General features: G+C 60.0%; 15 protein-coding genes and 1 riboswitch. Of the genes, 2 read left to right on the top strand and 13 right to left on the bottom strand.

Features of this window, described 5'->3' with window-relative positions; genetic code table 11:
* Positions 1-4 precede the first annotated feature (4 nt).
* Genes fumC through RS9916_RS08125 form a run of 4 tightly spaced genes read right to left on the bottom strand, consistent with a single transcriptional unit; the run spans position 5 to position 3,192 of the window.
* Entirely contained in the window at positions 5-1,402 is a 1,398-nt protein-coding gene (gene fumC, locus RS9916_RS08135) for a class II fumarate hydratase (protein ID WP_007098867.1), read from the bottom strand.
* Between the two features lie 57 nt (positions 1,403-1,459).
* Entirely contained in the window at positions 1,460-1,600 is a 141-nt protein-coding gene (locus tag RS9916_RS14500; RefSeq protein WP_007098866.1) for a hypothetical protein, read from the bottom strand.
* Positions 1,590-2,885, bottom strand: coding sequence for an adenylosuccinate lyase (gene purB, locus RS9916_RS08130; protein ID WP_007098865.1), 1,296 nt, complete (start codon positions 2,883-2,885; stop codon positions 1,590-1,592). Before purB ends, RS9916_RS14500 begins: the two co-directional genes overlap by 11 nt.
* A gap of 43 nt (positions 2,886-2,928) precedes the next feature.
* A complete protein-coding gene (locus tag RS9916_RS08125) occupies positions 2,929-3,192 on the bottom strand; it encodes a hypothetical protein (RefSeq protein ID WP_232199556.1) in 264 nt (87 codons plus the stop codon).
* Between the two features lie 98 nt (positions 3,193-3,290).
* On the opposite strand from RS9916_RS08125, the gene RS9916_RS08120 reads away from it, so the two are divergent.
* Complete coding sequence (locus RS9916_RS08120) at positions 3,291-4,151, top strand: TlyA family RNA methyltransferase (RefSeq protein ID WP_050752315.1); 861 nt, start codon at positions 3,291-3,293, stop codon at positions 4,149-4,151.
* A gap of 14 nt (positions 4,152-4,165) precedes the next feature.
* On the opposite strand, the gene RS9916_RS08115 is transcribed toward RS9916_RS08120, so the two are convergent.
* Together RS9916_RS08115 and RS9916_RS13870 are read right to left on the bottom strand one after the other, a co-directional pair.
* Positions 4,166-4,504: a P-II family nitrogen regulator gene (locus RS9916_RS08115; protein WP_007098862.1), complete on the bottom strand. Its 339-nt coding sequence runs from the start codon at positions 4,502-4,504 to the stop codon at positions 4,166-4,168.
* A 221-nt stretch (positions 4,505-4,725) separates the two neighbouring features.
* Positions 4,726-4,902: a DUF4278 domain-containing protein gene (locus RS9916_RS13870; RefSeq protein WP_007098861.1), complete on the bottom strand. Its 177-nt coding sequence runs from the start codon at positions 4,900-4,902 to the stop codon at positions 4,726-4,728.
* 57 nt (positions 4,903-4,959) lie between these two features.
* A riboswitch (Glutamine riboswitch) is annotated at positions 4,960-5,035 on the bottom strand.
* Positions 5,036-5,176: 141 nt separating this feature from the next.
* Between RS9916_RS13870 and queF the strand changes: the two genes are divergently transcribed.
* On the top strand, positions 5,177-5,587 hold the full coding sequence (gene queF / locus RS9916_RS08110) for a preQ(1) synthase (RefSeq protein WP_007098860.1): 411 nt from the start codon (positions 5,177-5,179) through the stop codon (positions 5,585-5,587).
* Here the strand turns inward: queF and RS9916_RS08105 are convergent.
* From RS9916_RS08105 to RS9916_RS15395, 7 genes are all read right to left on the bottom strand, one after another.
* The gene (locus RS9916_RS08105) at positions 5,559-6,854 is read right to left on the bottom strand and encodes a cytochrome c biogenesis protein ResB (protein WP_007098859.1); all 1,296 of its coding nucleotides are present in this window, start codon (positions 6,852-6,854) and stop codon (positions 5,559-5,561) included. The two genes, queF and RS9916_RS08105, sit on opposite strands and share 29 nt — an antisense overlap.
* 3 nt (positions 6,855-6,857) lie before the next feature.
* Complete coding sequence (locus tag RS9916_RS08100; RefSeq protein WP_232199624.1) at positions 6,858-7,523, bottom strand: cytochrome c biogenesis CcdA family protein; 666 nt, start codon at positions 7,521-7,523, stop codon at positions 6,858-6,860.
* 110 nt (positions 7,524-7,633) lie between these two features.
* Entirely contained in the window at positions 7,634-8,902 is a 1,269-nt protein-coding gene (locus RS9916_RS08095; RefSeq protein WP_083773091.1) for an FtsW/RodA/SpoVE family cell cycle protein, read from the bottom strand.
* Positions 8,903-9,020: 118 nt separating this feature from the next.
* Positions 9,021-9,221 carry a phycobilisome linker polypeptide gene (locus tag RS9916_RS08090; RefSeq protein WP_007098856.1) on the bottom strand — a complete coding sequence of 67 codons (201 nt, stop codon included), beginning with the start codon at positions 9,219-9,221 and terminating at the stop codon, positions 9,021-9,023.
* A gap of 4 nt (positions 9,222-9,225) precedes the next feature.
* On the bottom strand, positions 9,226-9,714 hold the full coding sequence (gene apcB, locus RS9916_RS08085; protein WP_007098855.1) for an allophycocyanin subunit beta: 489 nt from the start codon (positions 9,712-9,714) through the stop codon (positions 9,226-9,228).
* A 39-nt stretch (positions 9,715-9,753) separates the two neighbouring features.
* On the bottom strand, positions 9,754-10,239 hold the full coding sequence (locus tag RS9916_RS08080) for an allophycocyanin subunit alpha (protein ID WP_007098854.1): 486 nt from the start codon (positions 10,237-10,239) through the stop codon (positions 9,754-9,756).
* A gap of 315 nt (positions 10,240-10,554) precedes the next feature.
* On the bottom strand, positions 10,555-13,245 hold the full coding sequence (locus RS9916_RS15395) for a phycobilisome rod-core linker polypeptide (RefSeq protein ID WP_369791603.1): 2,691 nt from the start codon (positions 13,243-13,245) through the stop codon (positions 10,555-10,557).
* Between the last annotated feature and the right edge of the window lie 67 nt (positions 13,246-13,312).

The raw sequence follows: 13,312 nt of genomic DNA, 5'->3' as shown, positions 1-13,312 counted from the left end.
GGCCTCAATCCTGAGCCACAGCCATCGCTGCAGGGTCAACAACCTGGTCAAACTCTTCAGCACTCACATAGCCCAGTTCCAAGGCTGCTTCTTTGAGGCTTGAGCCTTGTTCGTGGGCGTGTTTGGCGATCGCGCTGGCTTTGTCGTAGCCGATCACTGGAGCGAGGGGAGTCACCAACATCAGCGATTGTTCAACGTCGTGCTCAATGCGGCTGCGATTGGGCTCCATGCCCTCCACCATCGCCACGCGGAAGCATCGACAGGCATCGGTGAGAAGGGTGATCGTCTCTAGCAGGTTGAAGCCGATCAACGGTTTGTAGACGTTCATCTGCAGATGGCCGCCGCTGCCGGCCATCGCCACCGCTGCATCGAGGCCGATCACCTGGGTGCAGACCATCGCCATCGCCTCGCACTGGGTGGGATTCACCTTCCCCGGCATGATTGAGCTGCCCGGTTCATTGGCCGGCAGATGCAGTTCCGCCAGGCCAGCGCGCGGACCGCAGGCCAGCAGACGGATGTCGTTGGCGATCTTCAGCAGGCTGACCGCCAGCAGGCGCAGCTGACCCATGGCATTGACGAGCCCGTCATGGCCAGCCATCACCGCAAATTTGTTGGGTGCTGAGCTGAAGGGCAGGCCCGTGAGCCGGGTGAGTTCTTCCGCTGCTAGTCGGGCAAATCCATCAGGAGCATTCAGGCCGGTGCCGACAGCCGTGCCCCCCAGCGGTAGTGGCAGCACCTCCGCCAGGCTGGCGTCGATCCGTTGTGCTGCGGTACCGATCTGATCGCGCCAGGCCGACGCTTCCTGGCCAAGGGTCAGCGGCACGGCGTCCTGCAGGTGGGTGCGCCCGATCTTGACGATGTCAGTCCAGGCATCCGCTTTGGCCCCGAAGGCGTTTTTCAGCCGTTGCAGTTCCGGCAGCAGACGGTGGCTGATGCCTTGCGCCGCTGCCACATGAATCGCTGCGGGGAAGGCGTCGTTGGTCGACTGGGAGCGGTTGACGTGGTCGTTGGGGTGCACCGGTTTGTGGCTTCCCAGGGGCTCGCCGGCTGCCTGCGCGGCCAGATTGCTGATCACCTCATTGAGGTTCATGTTGGTTTGCGTCCCGCTGCCGGTCTGCCAGACCCGCAGCGGGAACTGCCCGTCGTGCAGGCCTTCCGCCACAGCGGTTGCTGCAGCAACGATGTAATCGCGGCGTTCTGCATCTAATACGCCAAGTCGTGCATTGGTGATCGCGGCTGCTTGCTTGATCCGAGCCAGGGCGTGGATGAGCTCCGCCGGCATGCGATCCGCAGCAATGGCGAAATTATGCAGCGAACGCTGGGTTTGGGCCCCCCAAAGAGCCTCAGCAGGCACCTCGACAGGGCCCATGCTGTCGGTTTCAACCCGGGTCGCTGCCACCATCGTTGTTGGGCTCCGCTGCGCTGCCTGTGCTCAAGGATTCATCCTGCCAGCCAGGGTTCAGTCCTCTGCCCGGGGTCTCAGCACCAGCCACACGATCACCAGCAGCCCTGTGGTGCTGACGATCGTGTAAATCCAGTCGGCATAGGGCGTCCAGAACAGGGCCGCTGGCAGCAAGTCAGAAACCAGCTCAGAGACCAAGACGATCCCAGATCACACCAAGATTGGCCTGGTGCAGGTCTGTGCTGAAGCACTCCGCCAGTTGCTCGGCGTTGAGCTTGCTGGTCACATCCGGGTCAGCGGCCAGATTGGCGCGGAAATCACCACCATCGGTGTTCCACGCAGTGTGGGCGTTGCGCTGCACCACGCGGTAGGCGTCCTCCCGGCTCATGCCGGCATCCACCAGCCCAAGCAGGACCCGCTGGCTGAACACCACCCCGCCGTACACGTTCATGTTGCGGCGCATGTTGTCGGGATAGACCCCGAGGCCTGCGACCACCGCAGTCATTTCCCGCAGCATGAAGTGGAGGGTCACCGAGCAGTCGGGAAGCATCATGCGCTCCGTGGAGCTGTGGCTGATGTCGCGCTCGTGCCAGAGAGCCACGTTTTCTAGGGCTGCCACCACATACCCGCGCAGCACCCTGGCCAGGCCGCTGATCCGTTCACTGCGGATGGGGTTGCGCTTGTGGGGCATCGCTGAGCTGCCCTTCTGTCCTTTGGCAAAGCTTTCCTCCACCTCGAGCACGTCGGTGCGCTGCAGGTTGCGGATTTCGGTGGCAAAGCGATCCAGGGAAGCCCCCACCAGGGCCAGCGTTTGCACGTAATCGGCGTGGCGATCACGGGAGATCACCTGGGTGCTGGCGGTGTCGGGGGTGAGGCCCAGTCGTTCGCAGGTGAGCCGTTCCACCTCGGGATCCGTGTTGGCGTAGGTCCCCATGGCGCCACTGATCTGGCCCACAGCCACATCCTGTTCAAGGCGCTCGAGTCGTTCGGCGTTGCGGCGGGTTTCCGCCAGCCAGCCGGCTAGTTTGAAGCCGAACGTGATCGGTTCACCGTGGATGGCATGGGAGCGACCGATCATCACGGTGGCCTTGTGCTCCGCCGCCAGCTTGGCGATGGCCCCATCCAGGGCAGTCAGTTCCTTGCGCAGCAGGGCCACCGACGCCTTGAGCTGCAGGGCGATCCCGGTGTCGAGCACGTCGCTGCTGGTCATGCCCACATGGATGAACCGACCGGCATCACCAACGTGCTCATTCACGTTGGTGAGGAAGGCAATCACGTCGTGACGCACTTCCGCCTCGATTTCGAGAATGCGTTCAGGTTCGAAGGCCGCTTTGGTTCGGATGTCCTGCATGGCGTCCACGGGCACGCGGCCGAGGCTGCAATTGGCTTCGCAGGCTGCAACCTCTACATCGAGCCAGCTCTGGTATTTGGCTCTGTCAGTCCAGAGTTCGCCCATTTCGGGCAGGGTGTATCTCTCGATCAAGGCCAGCGCGTGGCAACGACCTGTCCAATGTATGGCCCAGCCTTCAGGCCGAATGGAGGCGCTGGTGCTCCACTTCCCACTGCACGTGTTTGCCCCAGGCCTGTTGCCGCACGAGGCAGCGGCCGCCTCGGCAATGGATCACTTGGAAAGGAGGCAGATCGGAGGGGTGGTTGTCGAGGGTCGCGAAGCTGCCGGGCGGCAGCAGCTCGAACACGGCGTTGTCTGGGTTGCTGCTGATGGGATGAAGCGTGCGCTCAGCCTGATTCCGGCCGGGGCGATGGCTGCGGGGAGGCTGACTGGCTGACACGGCCAAAGGCTCGGTTGGATTGATCTTCCCCGGGGTTTTGGGGTCTCCGGTCTGACCACCTGGATTTGTTCGGTTTTCCCCTCTGCTTTTATGACGAAATGGCACACAAGACCCGATTGGACCAGCACCTGCTGACGCTCGGCCTGGTGCCGACCCGTCAACAGGCGCAACAGTTGATCCGGGCCGGGAAGGTGCGTGATGGCTGTGGTCAGTTGCTGGACAAGCCAGGCCAACAGGTGGCGCCTGATCTCGCGGTGCGTGTGGAGCAGCCACCCCGCTTCGTGTCTCGGGGAGGGGAGAAGCTGCTCGGTGCATTGGAGGTTTTCCCGATTCAGGTGGAGGGCCGGGTGTGTCTCGATGGGGGCATCTCCACCGGCGGTTTCACCGATTGCCTGCTCCAGCACGGGGCCAGCCGGGTCTACGGGATTGATGTGGGCTATGGCCAGACGGCCTGGAGTTTGCGCACGGATCCTCGGGTGGTGCTGAAGGAGCGCACCAATCTGCGTCGGCTGACGCCTGAAGAGCTGTATGGCCCCAACGATCCCAGACCTGATCTGGCGGTGGCCGATGTGTCGTTTATTTCCTTGCGGCTGGTCATGCCCGCGATGCAGGCGCTGCTGACGACTGAATCGAGTGAAGCTCTGCTGTTGGTGAAGCCCCAGTTCGAAGTGGGGAAAGAGCGGGTGGGGAAAGGGGGTGTGGTGCGGGACCCTGCTGCCCACTGCGATGCCATCCGAGACGTGCTGGAGTCAGCCGGATCGCTCGGGTGGACCGCCTACGGCTTGGTGGGATCACCCATCACGGGGCCCGCCGGCAACCATGAATACCTGCTGTGGTTGCGTGCATGCGCGCCCTTACTGCCCTGGACTGCAGGTCCTCATGCTGGGCAAGCGGTTGTTGCACTGGAGAAGGAACAGATAGCCAAGGTGGTGGACACCACCCTGGCGTCAGCGCGTTGAGTCGCAGACTCTGCTCAAAGGGCTGTGGTGTCGCGATCTCCGGTACGGATGCGCACGACGCTCTCAACGGGGGAGATGAAGATCTTGCCGTCACCGATTTCGCCCGTTTTCGCAGCTTCAGCGATGGCGTTCACCACGGTGTCAACGTTGCTGTCGTCGATCACCACTTCGATCTTCAGTTTCTGCAAAAACTCAACAGTGAATTCTGAGCCGCGATAGCGCTCCACCTGGCCTTTCTGACGGCCGAATCCGCGCACTTCGCTCACGGTCATGCCGACGATGCCTGCATTGACGAGAGCGAGTTTCACGTCCTCGAGCTTGAAGGGGCGAATGATGGCCTCGACTTTTTTCATGGAAGGCGCTGTCAGGACAGGTGTTGAAAGTGTGTCAGAAACGGCAAGGATTCGGTAGGCCTGCCACAACCTGTCGCAGGCTCGATTGGGCTTTAAAAGCCCCCTTGCCCACCGCTATTACGGCGCAGCCGGATCGAGGCAATTGTGCGGTTCGTTACCGATTTCTCGATCGGTCGCCTCAGCAGTTCACCTGCTCCTGGCACGCCTGCTGGCGGTGGTGATTAGGCGCTGCCGCGGTAATGGAGCTCGACAGTGGCGTCGGGGGCTGCTGCTTGATGGCGCAGAGAGGAGGAGTATTGAAGGCCTCGGTAGGTGTGTTTAACCGGAGCGTCGCTCACTTGTGCGTCTTGGGCGTGGGCATAGCTGACCCCGCGGTAGGTGCAGTGTTGAGTGGACATGGTGGCCGTGTCGAAGGGAGTGGATCAATCCCGAGAGTCGGGGCCGCTTCGATGGAAGGAGCGTTGCTTCGCCTTGCGGATGGGCTACTTCCGGCTTGCGGGTCGACGCGAAAGGTCGACCGAGCTCAACGTTTTGTCCTTCAGAGATGCTCTATTCCCGCTTTGCTGTTCATGGTGAACAGTTTTAGGGGTTGCGCTGGAAGATTGTCTGAAAAATTTTTCTCGCGGAGTACTGGGGCTCGGTCGTAGGGTTCAAAGCGACTGTTGAAAAGCCTTGAGCAAAGCCGCCTCCGATGCCACGCGTACGCCTCTCTATGGCGAGCGGGCCATCGCTGATGCCGAGCTGATCTGCTTTGACAACCCCCGGCCGGGGCGCCCCTATGAGGTCTCGATCGAGCTTCCGGAATTCACCTGCCTCTGCCCCTTCTCGGGCTATCCCGACTTTGCGGTGCTGCGGCTCATCTACCAGCCGGGACCCCGGGTGGTGGAACTCAAGGCGATCAAGCTGTACGTGAACAGCTATCGCGACCGCACCATCTCCCATGAAGAGGTGGCCAACCGCATCCTGGACGACCTGGTTTCAGCCTGCGAGCCCGTGTGGATGCAACTCGAGGCCGACTTCAACCCCCGCGGCAATGTGCACACCGTGGTGCGCGTCAGCCATGGGACCCGGCAACCTTGTTGAGCAGTGTCGGGAACTCCTGAGCAAAGCCACTGAGGTTGCGGTTGCAGAGCCCTGCAACATGCAACTTTCCATGTTGTAAGTCGCTGACGGCCCAAAGCTGTCGGGTGGCCACCAGGCTCAAGCCACCCCCCAGCAAGGTGATCGCAAATCCCAAGTACACCAAGGGGACCCCGGGATCCCGTTTCAGCAGTAACCCGCTGGCGGGCATCACCTCCACCACACGCAGGGGCAAGCCGTTCACGTCGGCTGGTGTGCCGCCGGGGCGCAGATTGGTGATTAAGTCGCCGCCCTCACCAAACACCTGCACTGGGCCGGCCTCGCTGCTGGTGGTGAGTAACACCGGTTCACTGCCGTCGGGCCGGGTCGGAAGCACCAGGCCCCAGAGTTGATCCCCGAGTTCAGGGAAGGTTTGCAGTGGGAGTTGTAGCAGGGGACTTTTGCCCAGTTGCACGGTGATCGTGGCCAGAGACCAATCCGCTTGATAGACGGTCATGCCGCGATAGCGAAGTGGGTGGTTGACGCTGATCTCTTCCCGCAGCGGCCGTGCGTCTCCTGCCGACTGCAGTAGCAGCTGGGATCGGAATTGTTCGGTGCGACCAGCGGGATCGCGCTCGATCGCGAAGCTGTCCAGGGTGAGCGTCATCTGACTGGTGCCCGATCGATCGAGAAGATCCAGACTCCGGCCAGGCGCGAGAAAACGTTCCAGACGATTGCCGGCCAGGGCTCCCCATGCGGCCCCAAGCATCAACAGCACCAATCCGGTGTGAACCAGCAAGGGCCCAACCCGGCCCATCACGCCGCGCCGCGCGGCCAGGCGTCCGTCTTTCTCCTGCACGGTCCATCCCTGGGCCTGCAGGCTTTGGCCGAGCGCGTTGAGGGAGGTGTTCGGATCGTCGCTGGGGAGCGTTTCGGCAAGAGCCAGCTTGCTTAGCTGGCGAGGTTCCCGGTAATCGATCCAGCGCAGTGCTGCTTGTAGAGCGGGCCATTGTCGTCTCCAGCTGCAGAGAATCAGGGCCAGGCCAAGCCATCCCAGTAGCAGCAGAAACCAGCCGCTGGAATAGATCCGATCCAGCTGCAGTTGCAGCATGCGATCCCCATTGACGAAACCCAGCCAGGGATCGGCATTGAACCGCTCCAGATACAGATCAGGGGCTTCTCCCTGCGGAAGGATCGTGCCGATGGCACTGGCGATGGCAATCAACAGCAGCAGCACGATGGCCAGCCGCAGATCGGAGAGCAGAGCGGCGAGACGGCGAAGCACAGACATCGATCAGGTCCAGCGGGCCAGCAAGGTGAGCATGCCTGTGCTGAGCAGCACCACGCCGCTGATGGGGGGAACCCAGCGCCCGATGGGACGCAGCGCCAGCAGTTTGGGCACGCTGGCCGCTGCACTGCCGGCGATCAGCAGAGGAAGCACCTGGCCGATGCCGAAGCTGGTGAGCAGCATCACGCCCACCAGGGGTTGGCCGCTCGTGGCGATCCAGCCCAGCAGTACCGCCAGTACAGGGGTTGTGCAGGGGGAGGCGGCGAGTCCGAAGGCCAGTCCAGCGGCGATCGGAGCTAAGGGTGCGGGCACGCGCTTTGTCCAGCGCATGGGGTCGGGTCCGGCAGGGAGGGGGATTCGGATCAGCCCTAACAAGTTCAGCCCCATCACGACGGCCAGAAGGGCCACCAGGGTGGGCACCACATCCGGTACCTGACCGTAGATCCGCCCCACTAGACCACTGAGGCTGCCCAGCACCACCAGAGCGCCGACGATGCCTGAGCAGAAGAGAACGCTCCGCTGCCATGCGGGCTGCTTGGCTTCAAAACCGGCCAGGTAGGCCAGGGTCACCGGCAGCAGAGACAGCGAACAGGGGCCCAGGCTGGTCAGGGCTCCACCTGCAAACACCAGTCCCAGGGTGAGTGGCCCCGGTTGGTTCAGCGCCTGTTGCAGGAGATGTTCGCTGCTGCGGGCCAGGTCCGATAGATCGAGGGTGGCGAACGTCAGGAAGGAAGCGTGAATGGTCCCAGCCGGTGGATCCGGGTCGTTCGGGAAGGCTCACCCTATCGAGTGGATGCCAGGTGTCGGTCTTCAGGTGCGCGCCGCCGCCGAGGCCGGCGACCCCCCACCAGGCTGGTGGATTCCAGCGAGCAGCGGATCAGCAGGCCGGCCACCAGCAAGCTGGAGAGGAGGGAATTGCCGCCGTAGCTGACCATCGGGAGAGGGAGGCCCGTGGTGGGCATGGAGCCGGAGGCCACAGCGAGGTTCATTAACGACTGGCCAATCAGCAAGGTGGTGCAGCCAATGGCGATCAGGCGGGCGGTATTGCTGCGGCAGCGCAAGGCGACGCGTAGACCGAGAAAGGCGACAAGCATCAAAAACACCAGAAGCATCACCGAGCCGATGAACCCGAATTCCTCGGCATAGACGGCAAAGATGAAATCGGTGCTTTGGATGGGCAGGTATTGCAACTTCTGCGTCGAGAGGCCGAAGCCCTGGCCAAAAATGCCGCCGGATCCGATGGCCAGCAAGGACTGCACCAGTTGGTAGCCATCGCCCTGGGGGTCCTTCCACGGGTCCACGAAGGAAATCACGCGCAGGCGTTGGTATTCGTTGAAAAAGATGCTTGTGATGCCCAATGAGGCACCGGCTAAGGCCGTCCCGAACAGGGTGCGCAGCCGTAGGCCCGCGGAGAAGGCCATCAGCCATAGCAGCAGGCCTGTGAGGGCTGCGGTGCTTAGGTTCGGCTGTTTGAGGATGAGCAGGATCAGCGTTGCGAAGCTTCCGAGCCACAGCAACTTCTGATCGATCGCACTGCGCTTCCAGTGGGCGAACAGATTGGCGGCCTGCAGCACCACAAATGGCTTGACCAATTCGGACGGTTGGATCTGAACGGGGCCGATCACCAACCATCGGCTGGCGCCATTCACGGTGCTGCCGAACACCAAGGTGGCGGCAACCAGCAAGCAGCCGATCCATACGGCTGGTCCCGCCCACTTCATCCACCGGCGTAGATCAGTGCTGATGGCTGCTGCCAGCAATCCCCAGCTGGCCAGCATCCAGATCAGTTGGCGTTTCAGGTAGTAAGCCCCTTCGCCCATTTCGCGGGCGGCAACCCACCAGCTTGCTGATCCCAGCACCAAGAGGCCAGCCAAGCTCCAGATCGCTGTGAGACTGAGCAGCAAGCGGGCTTCGGCTGGCCACAGTGACCAGTCGAGAGGGAGCGTGCGCTGCAAAACGTTGCGTGGTTCACGTCCTTGCTCCGCTTCGACTGTCGGGCGTCCCTCACTCCTGCGGGACCTCCGTGTTGGGTTCACGCGCTTGCGGGACAAGGACAACAGCACTCAGAGGCTCCATTCAGCCGTCTGATCGGCACTTTGCCAAGGCGTGGAAACAAAAAAAGTCCGGTCGTTGACCGGACTTTGAGGAGCTTGAGCGTTGGAACTCAGATCAATTGCCGACGTTCACCTGACGACCGCCTGTGCAGAGTTCGACCTTGATGATTCGACCACCCTGCTTTTGGATGCGCTGTTGTTCAGCGAACCAGCTGTCGTAAGGAACCCACTTCGTAAAGAAGGTGTTTTGCAATTCGCGCTGCGTACGAACCTTTTCAGGGGAAGGTATGCAGGCGGTGACTTTGAACAACCGCATGGGCTCAGTTGCCGAGGCCTGAGCAGATGTAGTCGAGGTAGACACCCATTTCCTTGCCAGCATCAGGGCCAACAAGACCAGCCACCACTTCCTTCATGGCTTGAATCGCCTGAACGGTGGCGCCGATCGGCACGCCCAGGGAGTTGTAGGTCTCCTTGAGGCCGTTCAGAACACGCTCGTCGAGAATCGAGGTGTCACCAGCCAGCATGGCGTAGGTGGAATAACGGAGGTAGTAGTCGAGGTCGCGAATGCAGGCTGCATAGCGACGGGTCGTGTACATGTTGCCGCCCGGACGGGTGATGTCCGAATAGAGCAGTGCTTTGGCAACAGCATCGCGAATGATGCCGGAGGCATTAGCGCTGATGGTGGCAGCAGCACGAACACGGAGCTCACCGCTCGCGAAGTACTGCTCGAGATTGCTCATCGAGGCAGTGTCGAGATACAAACCCTGGACGTCGGACTTGTTGATGACGTTGGTGATGGCGTCTTGCATGGAGTCTCAGTAGTTGCGTGGTGTGGCAGTAATGAGGGATCAGGCGAGAGCGCCGACCACGTAATCGAAGTAGGTTCCTGCTTCCTCAGCGTCAGCGCCGGTGAGGAGGCCCATGGCAACAATCTTCATTTCACGCACAGAAGAGGCCAGTGCTTCCAGGGGGGTGCCCAGGGAGCGATAGAGCTCTTTGGCGCCGATCACGCCGATTTCTTCAATGGGGGTGACGTCGCCAGCAACCACGCCGTAGGTCACCAGGCGCAGGTAGTAGTCCATGTCGCGAAGGCAAGTCGCAGTCATTTCTTCGCCGTAGGCATTGCCGCCGGGTGAAATGACGTCAGGCCGCTTCTGGAAGAGCTGGCCAGCAGCTTGCTTGACGATTTGCTCACGGCTTTCGCACAGAACCTGGGCAACGCGAAGACGGCGCTGGCCGCCGCTCACGAACGCCTTGATCTGGTCGAGTTCGCCAGGGCTGAGATAGCGGGCTTCGGCGTCCGCGTTGATGATCGAGTTGGAGACGATGCTCATGCAGTTCTGCCTCGAAAAGCGCGGCCGCCCGAAGGAGGCCGAGATCCGGTGAATAGGTTGACGCGAACAGTTTGGCTGATCGCTCAATCATTGTGCGGGCAGCGGCTGGCACTTATTAGGACTCGTTAACAGTTCTTCATGGGCTGTATAGGGGCAGACCTGCTGCGCCGCAGTGATTCTGGTGATTCGCATTTGCTATTTTCTGCTATTGAAAATTTGCTGCTTTCTGTCAAATTTATTTTCCATAAAAAGAACATTGGCTCGCCTATTGCGAGCCAATGTTTTTGGCTTTTAGCTATTGAGTTGTTCGTTGATTCAGATTGCGGAATCTTTTGGGGGGTTCAGTGCTGAATTTCCTCGATACAGTGAGGCAGTGCGAATCACTGTTGACTGAGATTGTCCTGGGCTCGTCTCCATGCCTTGGATGCGAGGGACTTCGTTGGTGTTGAAGGTCTCTGCAGAAGTCAGAAGCCAGCGCGTGGCCTCTGGCTGTCCAGCAGCTGCGCGAATCTTTAGGAATTCGGCAGCTTCCGAAGGTGTGGATGCGCGTCCTAATAGGGCTAGGGCGGCTGCAGATGCCGCCCGAAGTGGCGCCATGGTTGACAGCCTTTGTTGGAAGAGATCGCTCATGGCAACTGCCTCCACAAATCCCGAAAGGTCGAGGTCTTCATTGCGAAGTAAGGATTCGGCGCTTGTCAGTCGTTCGTTATCTAGCGGGATGCGGTTAATGAGTTGGCGATAGGTGGCCTCAATGGCAATGGTCAACTCGTCTTCGCTAAAGGGAGGGGTTAGAGCTATGGGTGAAGCGATGCCTGACCTTCTTTGGAAGCCTGTGGTGTCTTTGCTTTCAAGTGCTCGCGCTAATGGAGGCAGTGGTAGTGCAGTCGCTGGACGGGATGCCTTGGGGGACTTGAAGCGGCCGCTTGTTTTGGCTCCAGCATTTTGATCCGTGTCTACTAGGTAGGTAGGCGAAGTAGAAGCAGAAATAGGCCTTGGAAGGCTCTCTTTCCTGGAGGTCTGAAGCTCCCTGAAACTTTGGCGCCCATCCGTGGAAGGAAGTTTGATTTGCAGTAGACGGTTGGCATCCTCTGCTTCGCGCCGTTCAAAGATTTTGCGAATGGCTGCGGATTGGCCATCGCTCGCTCTGACCTGGACGAATTCAGCTGCTTCTTTGGGGGTTGCAGCGCGTCCAAGGATGGCAAGATGACTTGCGGCTGCAGCTCTCAAAGGAGCCATGGCGCTGAGACGTTTCTGGAATATGTCGCTCAGCGCAACAGCTTCAATAAAGCCTACAAGGGGGAATTTTTGATCTCTTAGTTGAGATTCTGCTTCAACAAGGCGTTCGTCATCAAATGGGATTCGATTGAGGAGTTGCCGATAGGTCTCGTCAATAACGGAAGACAGTGCTTCTTCGGTAAAAGGTGGATTTAATTCAATTGAGGATTTGAGGCCAACGCGTGATGCAAAGCCATTGATGTCATTGCGCCTTAGGGCCTGAAGAATCTTTTCGCCAGGAATCTCCGGGCTGACGATCCCTCTGAACTCAACCTTGGCTTGCCACGATGGAGTTTTAGTTTTATTGGCTCTATCAAATGTCTTTGTGAGGGCAAAAGAGGGCGCTTGATTCTGACTCTTTCTAGTGGATGAGGATTCTTGCCATTTGATCTGGCCTCCTGAAGGGGGGAGGTTGCGCTTTGTGAGATCTCCGCTGGTCTTCAGTCTCTCGACAGTTTTTGTCTCAGGTCTCGATACTTGTTTACTAGGAGCAATGGCTTCAAGGTTAATAGCTTGCTTCCATGTTGGAACCCGCCTCATGTTGAGATCGGCAGGGGTGATGAATCTTTCATAGGGAACAGTGTCTTCCCCGAAGCAGTCTTTGTACTCCTTGCTGTCGATCAGAGCATCGACGAGGCCGTAAAAGCCTTTGCGCGCTGCTGTATCGAAGAGAGCGTCGATTTCCCAGCGGCCAAATGTGGGGCGACCGAGCAACCGGCGATGCATGACTTCGATCGCTTTGGCGATATAGAGGCCGCTCCAGTAGCGACGCCGAAAAGCATCAGAACTGGCCACGATGCGCACAAAGTCGCGCAGAGAAATATCACCGTTTTCAAGTCTTGCCTCGTCTGATCCCATCCGCTCGCCTGCGTAGCCAGCATTGCCTAGTACCTGCACATAAACGGCGTTAATAACGGCCTGTGTGCTCGATTCTGTGGCTCTGATACTCGGCTGGCCTCCACGACGGGGAACAGTTGCTCCGCCTGTGGCGATCTGTTGAAGACGCATGACCCGAGGGCCCACTTTGCGGGGACGGCTGCTGCGGAACTGATCACTATCCATCTGCCCGGGAGCGGCCAGACCGTTGCTCACCAGCAAACGACGGGTGTCGTATCCATAGGGAGCTGGACGGGTGCTGACCGAGGCAGTGCCGCTGGGGAAGATCGCTCCGTACTGGTTGCCGATGGGATCATTACCCCCGCCGTAGACGTGCTGGTCAGCCAGTGGCTGGCGATAGGAGGCGTAAAGGGTGACGTATTGGGGAGCGCCATCGAAAGGAGCACTGAAACGGAACAGTTTTCTGTTCGAGCCCCACCCAGCACTTTCCTGGGCTTCCTCTCCAAGGTCCCGCAGGAACGGAACGGTTTCCTCGCCGAAAGTCTGGGCGTATTCCGAAGAATTCACCAGCACATCGATCAAGCCGTTCAAGCCTTGATCACTCAAGATCGCGAAGGTGGTTTTGAACTCCTCCAGGGAGCTAATGCCTCGGCCGAGGAAATGGCGGTAGGCGAGCTCAACCACGCGGCTGTTCACGAAGCGGTCGTGGAATTGCTGGCGGTATTCCTTGCAGCATCCGAGAGCACGAATGAATTCCCGCATTGAAATTTTGCCTTGCACCAACTGAGAGGCCTCAGCAGCACAGGGGGCTTGGGAGTAGCCCTTAGCAATGTCGCGCTCAAAAACTTGCCGGTACGCAGCGCGAACAATCTCTTGGCGTTCGCTGCCGCTCATCGATGGTTTGATGCTGTAGCGCTGCGAACCTCCCTGGGAGGCAAGGGCATAAATCGCAGGAAGCTGC

This window comes from Synechococcus sp. RS9916 (assembly GCF_000153825.1).
GTDB lineage: Bacteria > Cyanobacteriota > Cyanobacteriia > PCC-6307 > Cyanobiaceae > Synechococcus_C.
The sequence above is the reverse complement of the archived record's forward strand: the minus strand, read 5'-3'. Positions and strand labels throughout refer to the sequence as shown.

What these genes read in the sequence shown, in the direction of transcription:
- RS9916_RS08080 (WP_007098854.1), bottom strand. Translation starts at nt 10,239, where the DNA reads ATGAGCATCGTCTCCAACTCGATCATCAACGCGGACGCCGAAGCCCGC.
- RS9916_RS08115 (WP_007098862.1), bottom strand. Translation starts at nt 4,504, where the DNA reads ATGAAAAAAGTCGAGGCCATCATTCGCCCCTTCAAGCTCGAGGACGTG.
- RS9916_RS08105 (WP_007098859.1), bottom strand. Translation starts at nt 6,854, where the DNA reads ATGTCTGTGCTTCGCCGTCTCGCCGCTCTGCTCTCCGATCTGCGGCTG.
- RS9916_RS13870 (WP_007098861.1), bottom strand. Translation starts at nt 4,902, where the DNA reads ATGTCCACTCAACACTGCACCTACCGCGGGGTCAGCTATGCCCACGCC.
- fumC (WP_007098867.1), bottom strand. Translation starts at nt 1,402, where the DNA reads ATGGTGGCAGCGACCCGGGTTGAAACCGACAGCATGGGCCCTGTCGAG.
- apcB (WP_007098855.1), bottom strand. Translation starts at nt 9,714, where the DNA reads ATGCAAGACGCCATCACCAACGTCATCAACAAGTCCGACGTCCAGGGT.
- RS9916_RS08120 (WP_050752315.1), top strand. Translation starts at nt 3,291, where the DNA reads ATGGCACACAAGACCCGATTGGACCAGCACCTGCTGACGCTCGGCCTG.
- RS9916_RS08090 (WP_007098856.1), bottom strand. Translation starts at nt 9,221, where the DNA reads ATGCGGTTGTTCAAAGTCACCGCCTGCATACCTTCCCCTGAAAAGGTT.
- RS9916_RS15395 (WP_369791603.1), bottom strand. Translation starts at nt 13,245, where the DNA reads ATGAGCGGCAGCGAACGCCAAGAGATTGTTCGCGCTGCGTACCGGCAA.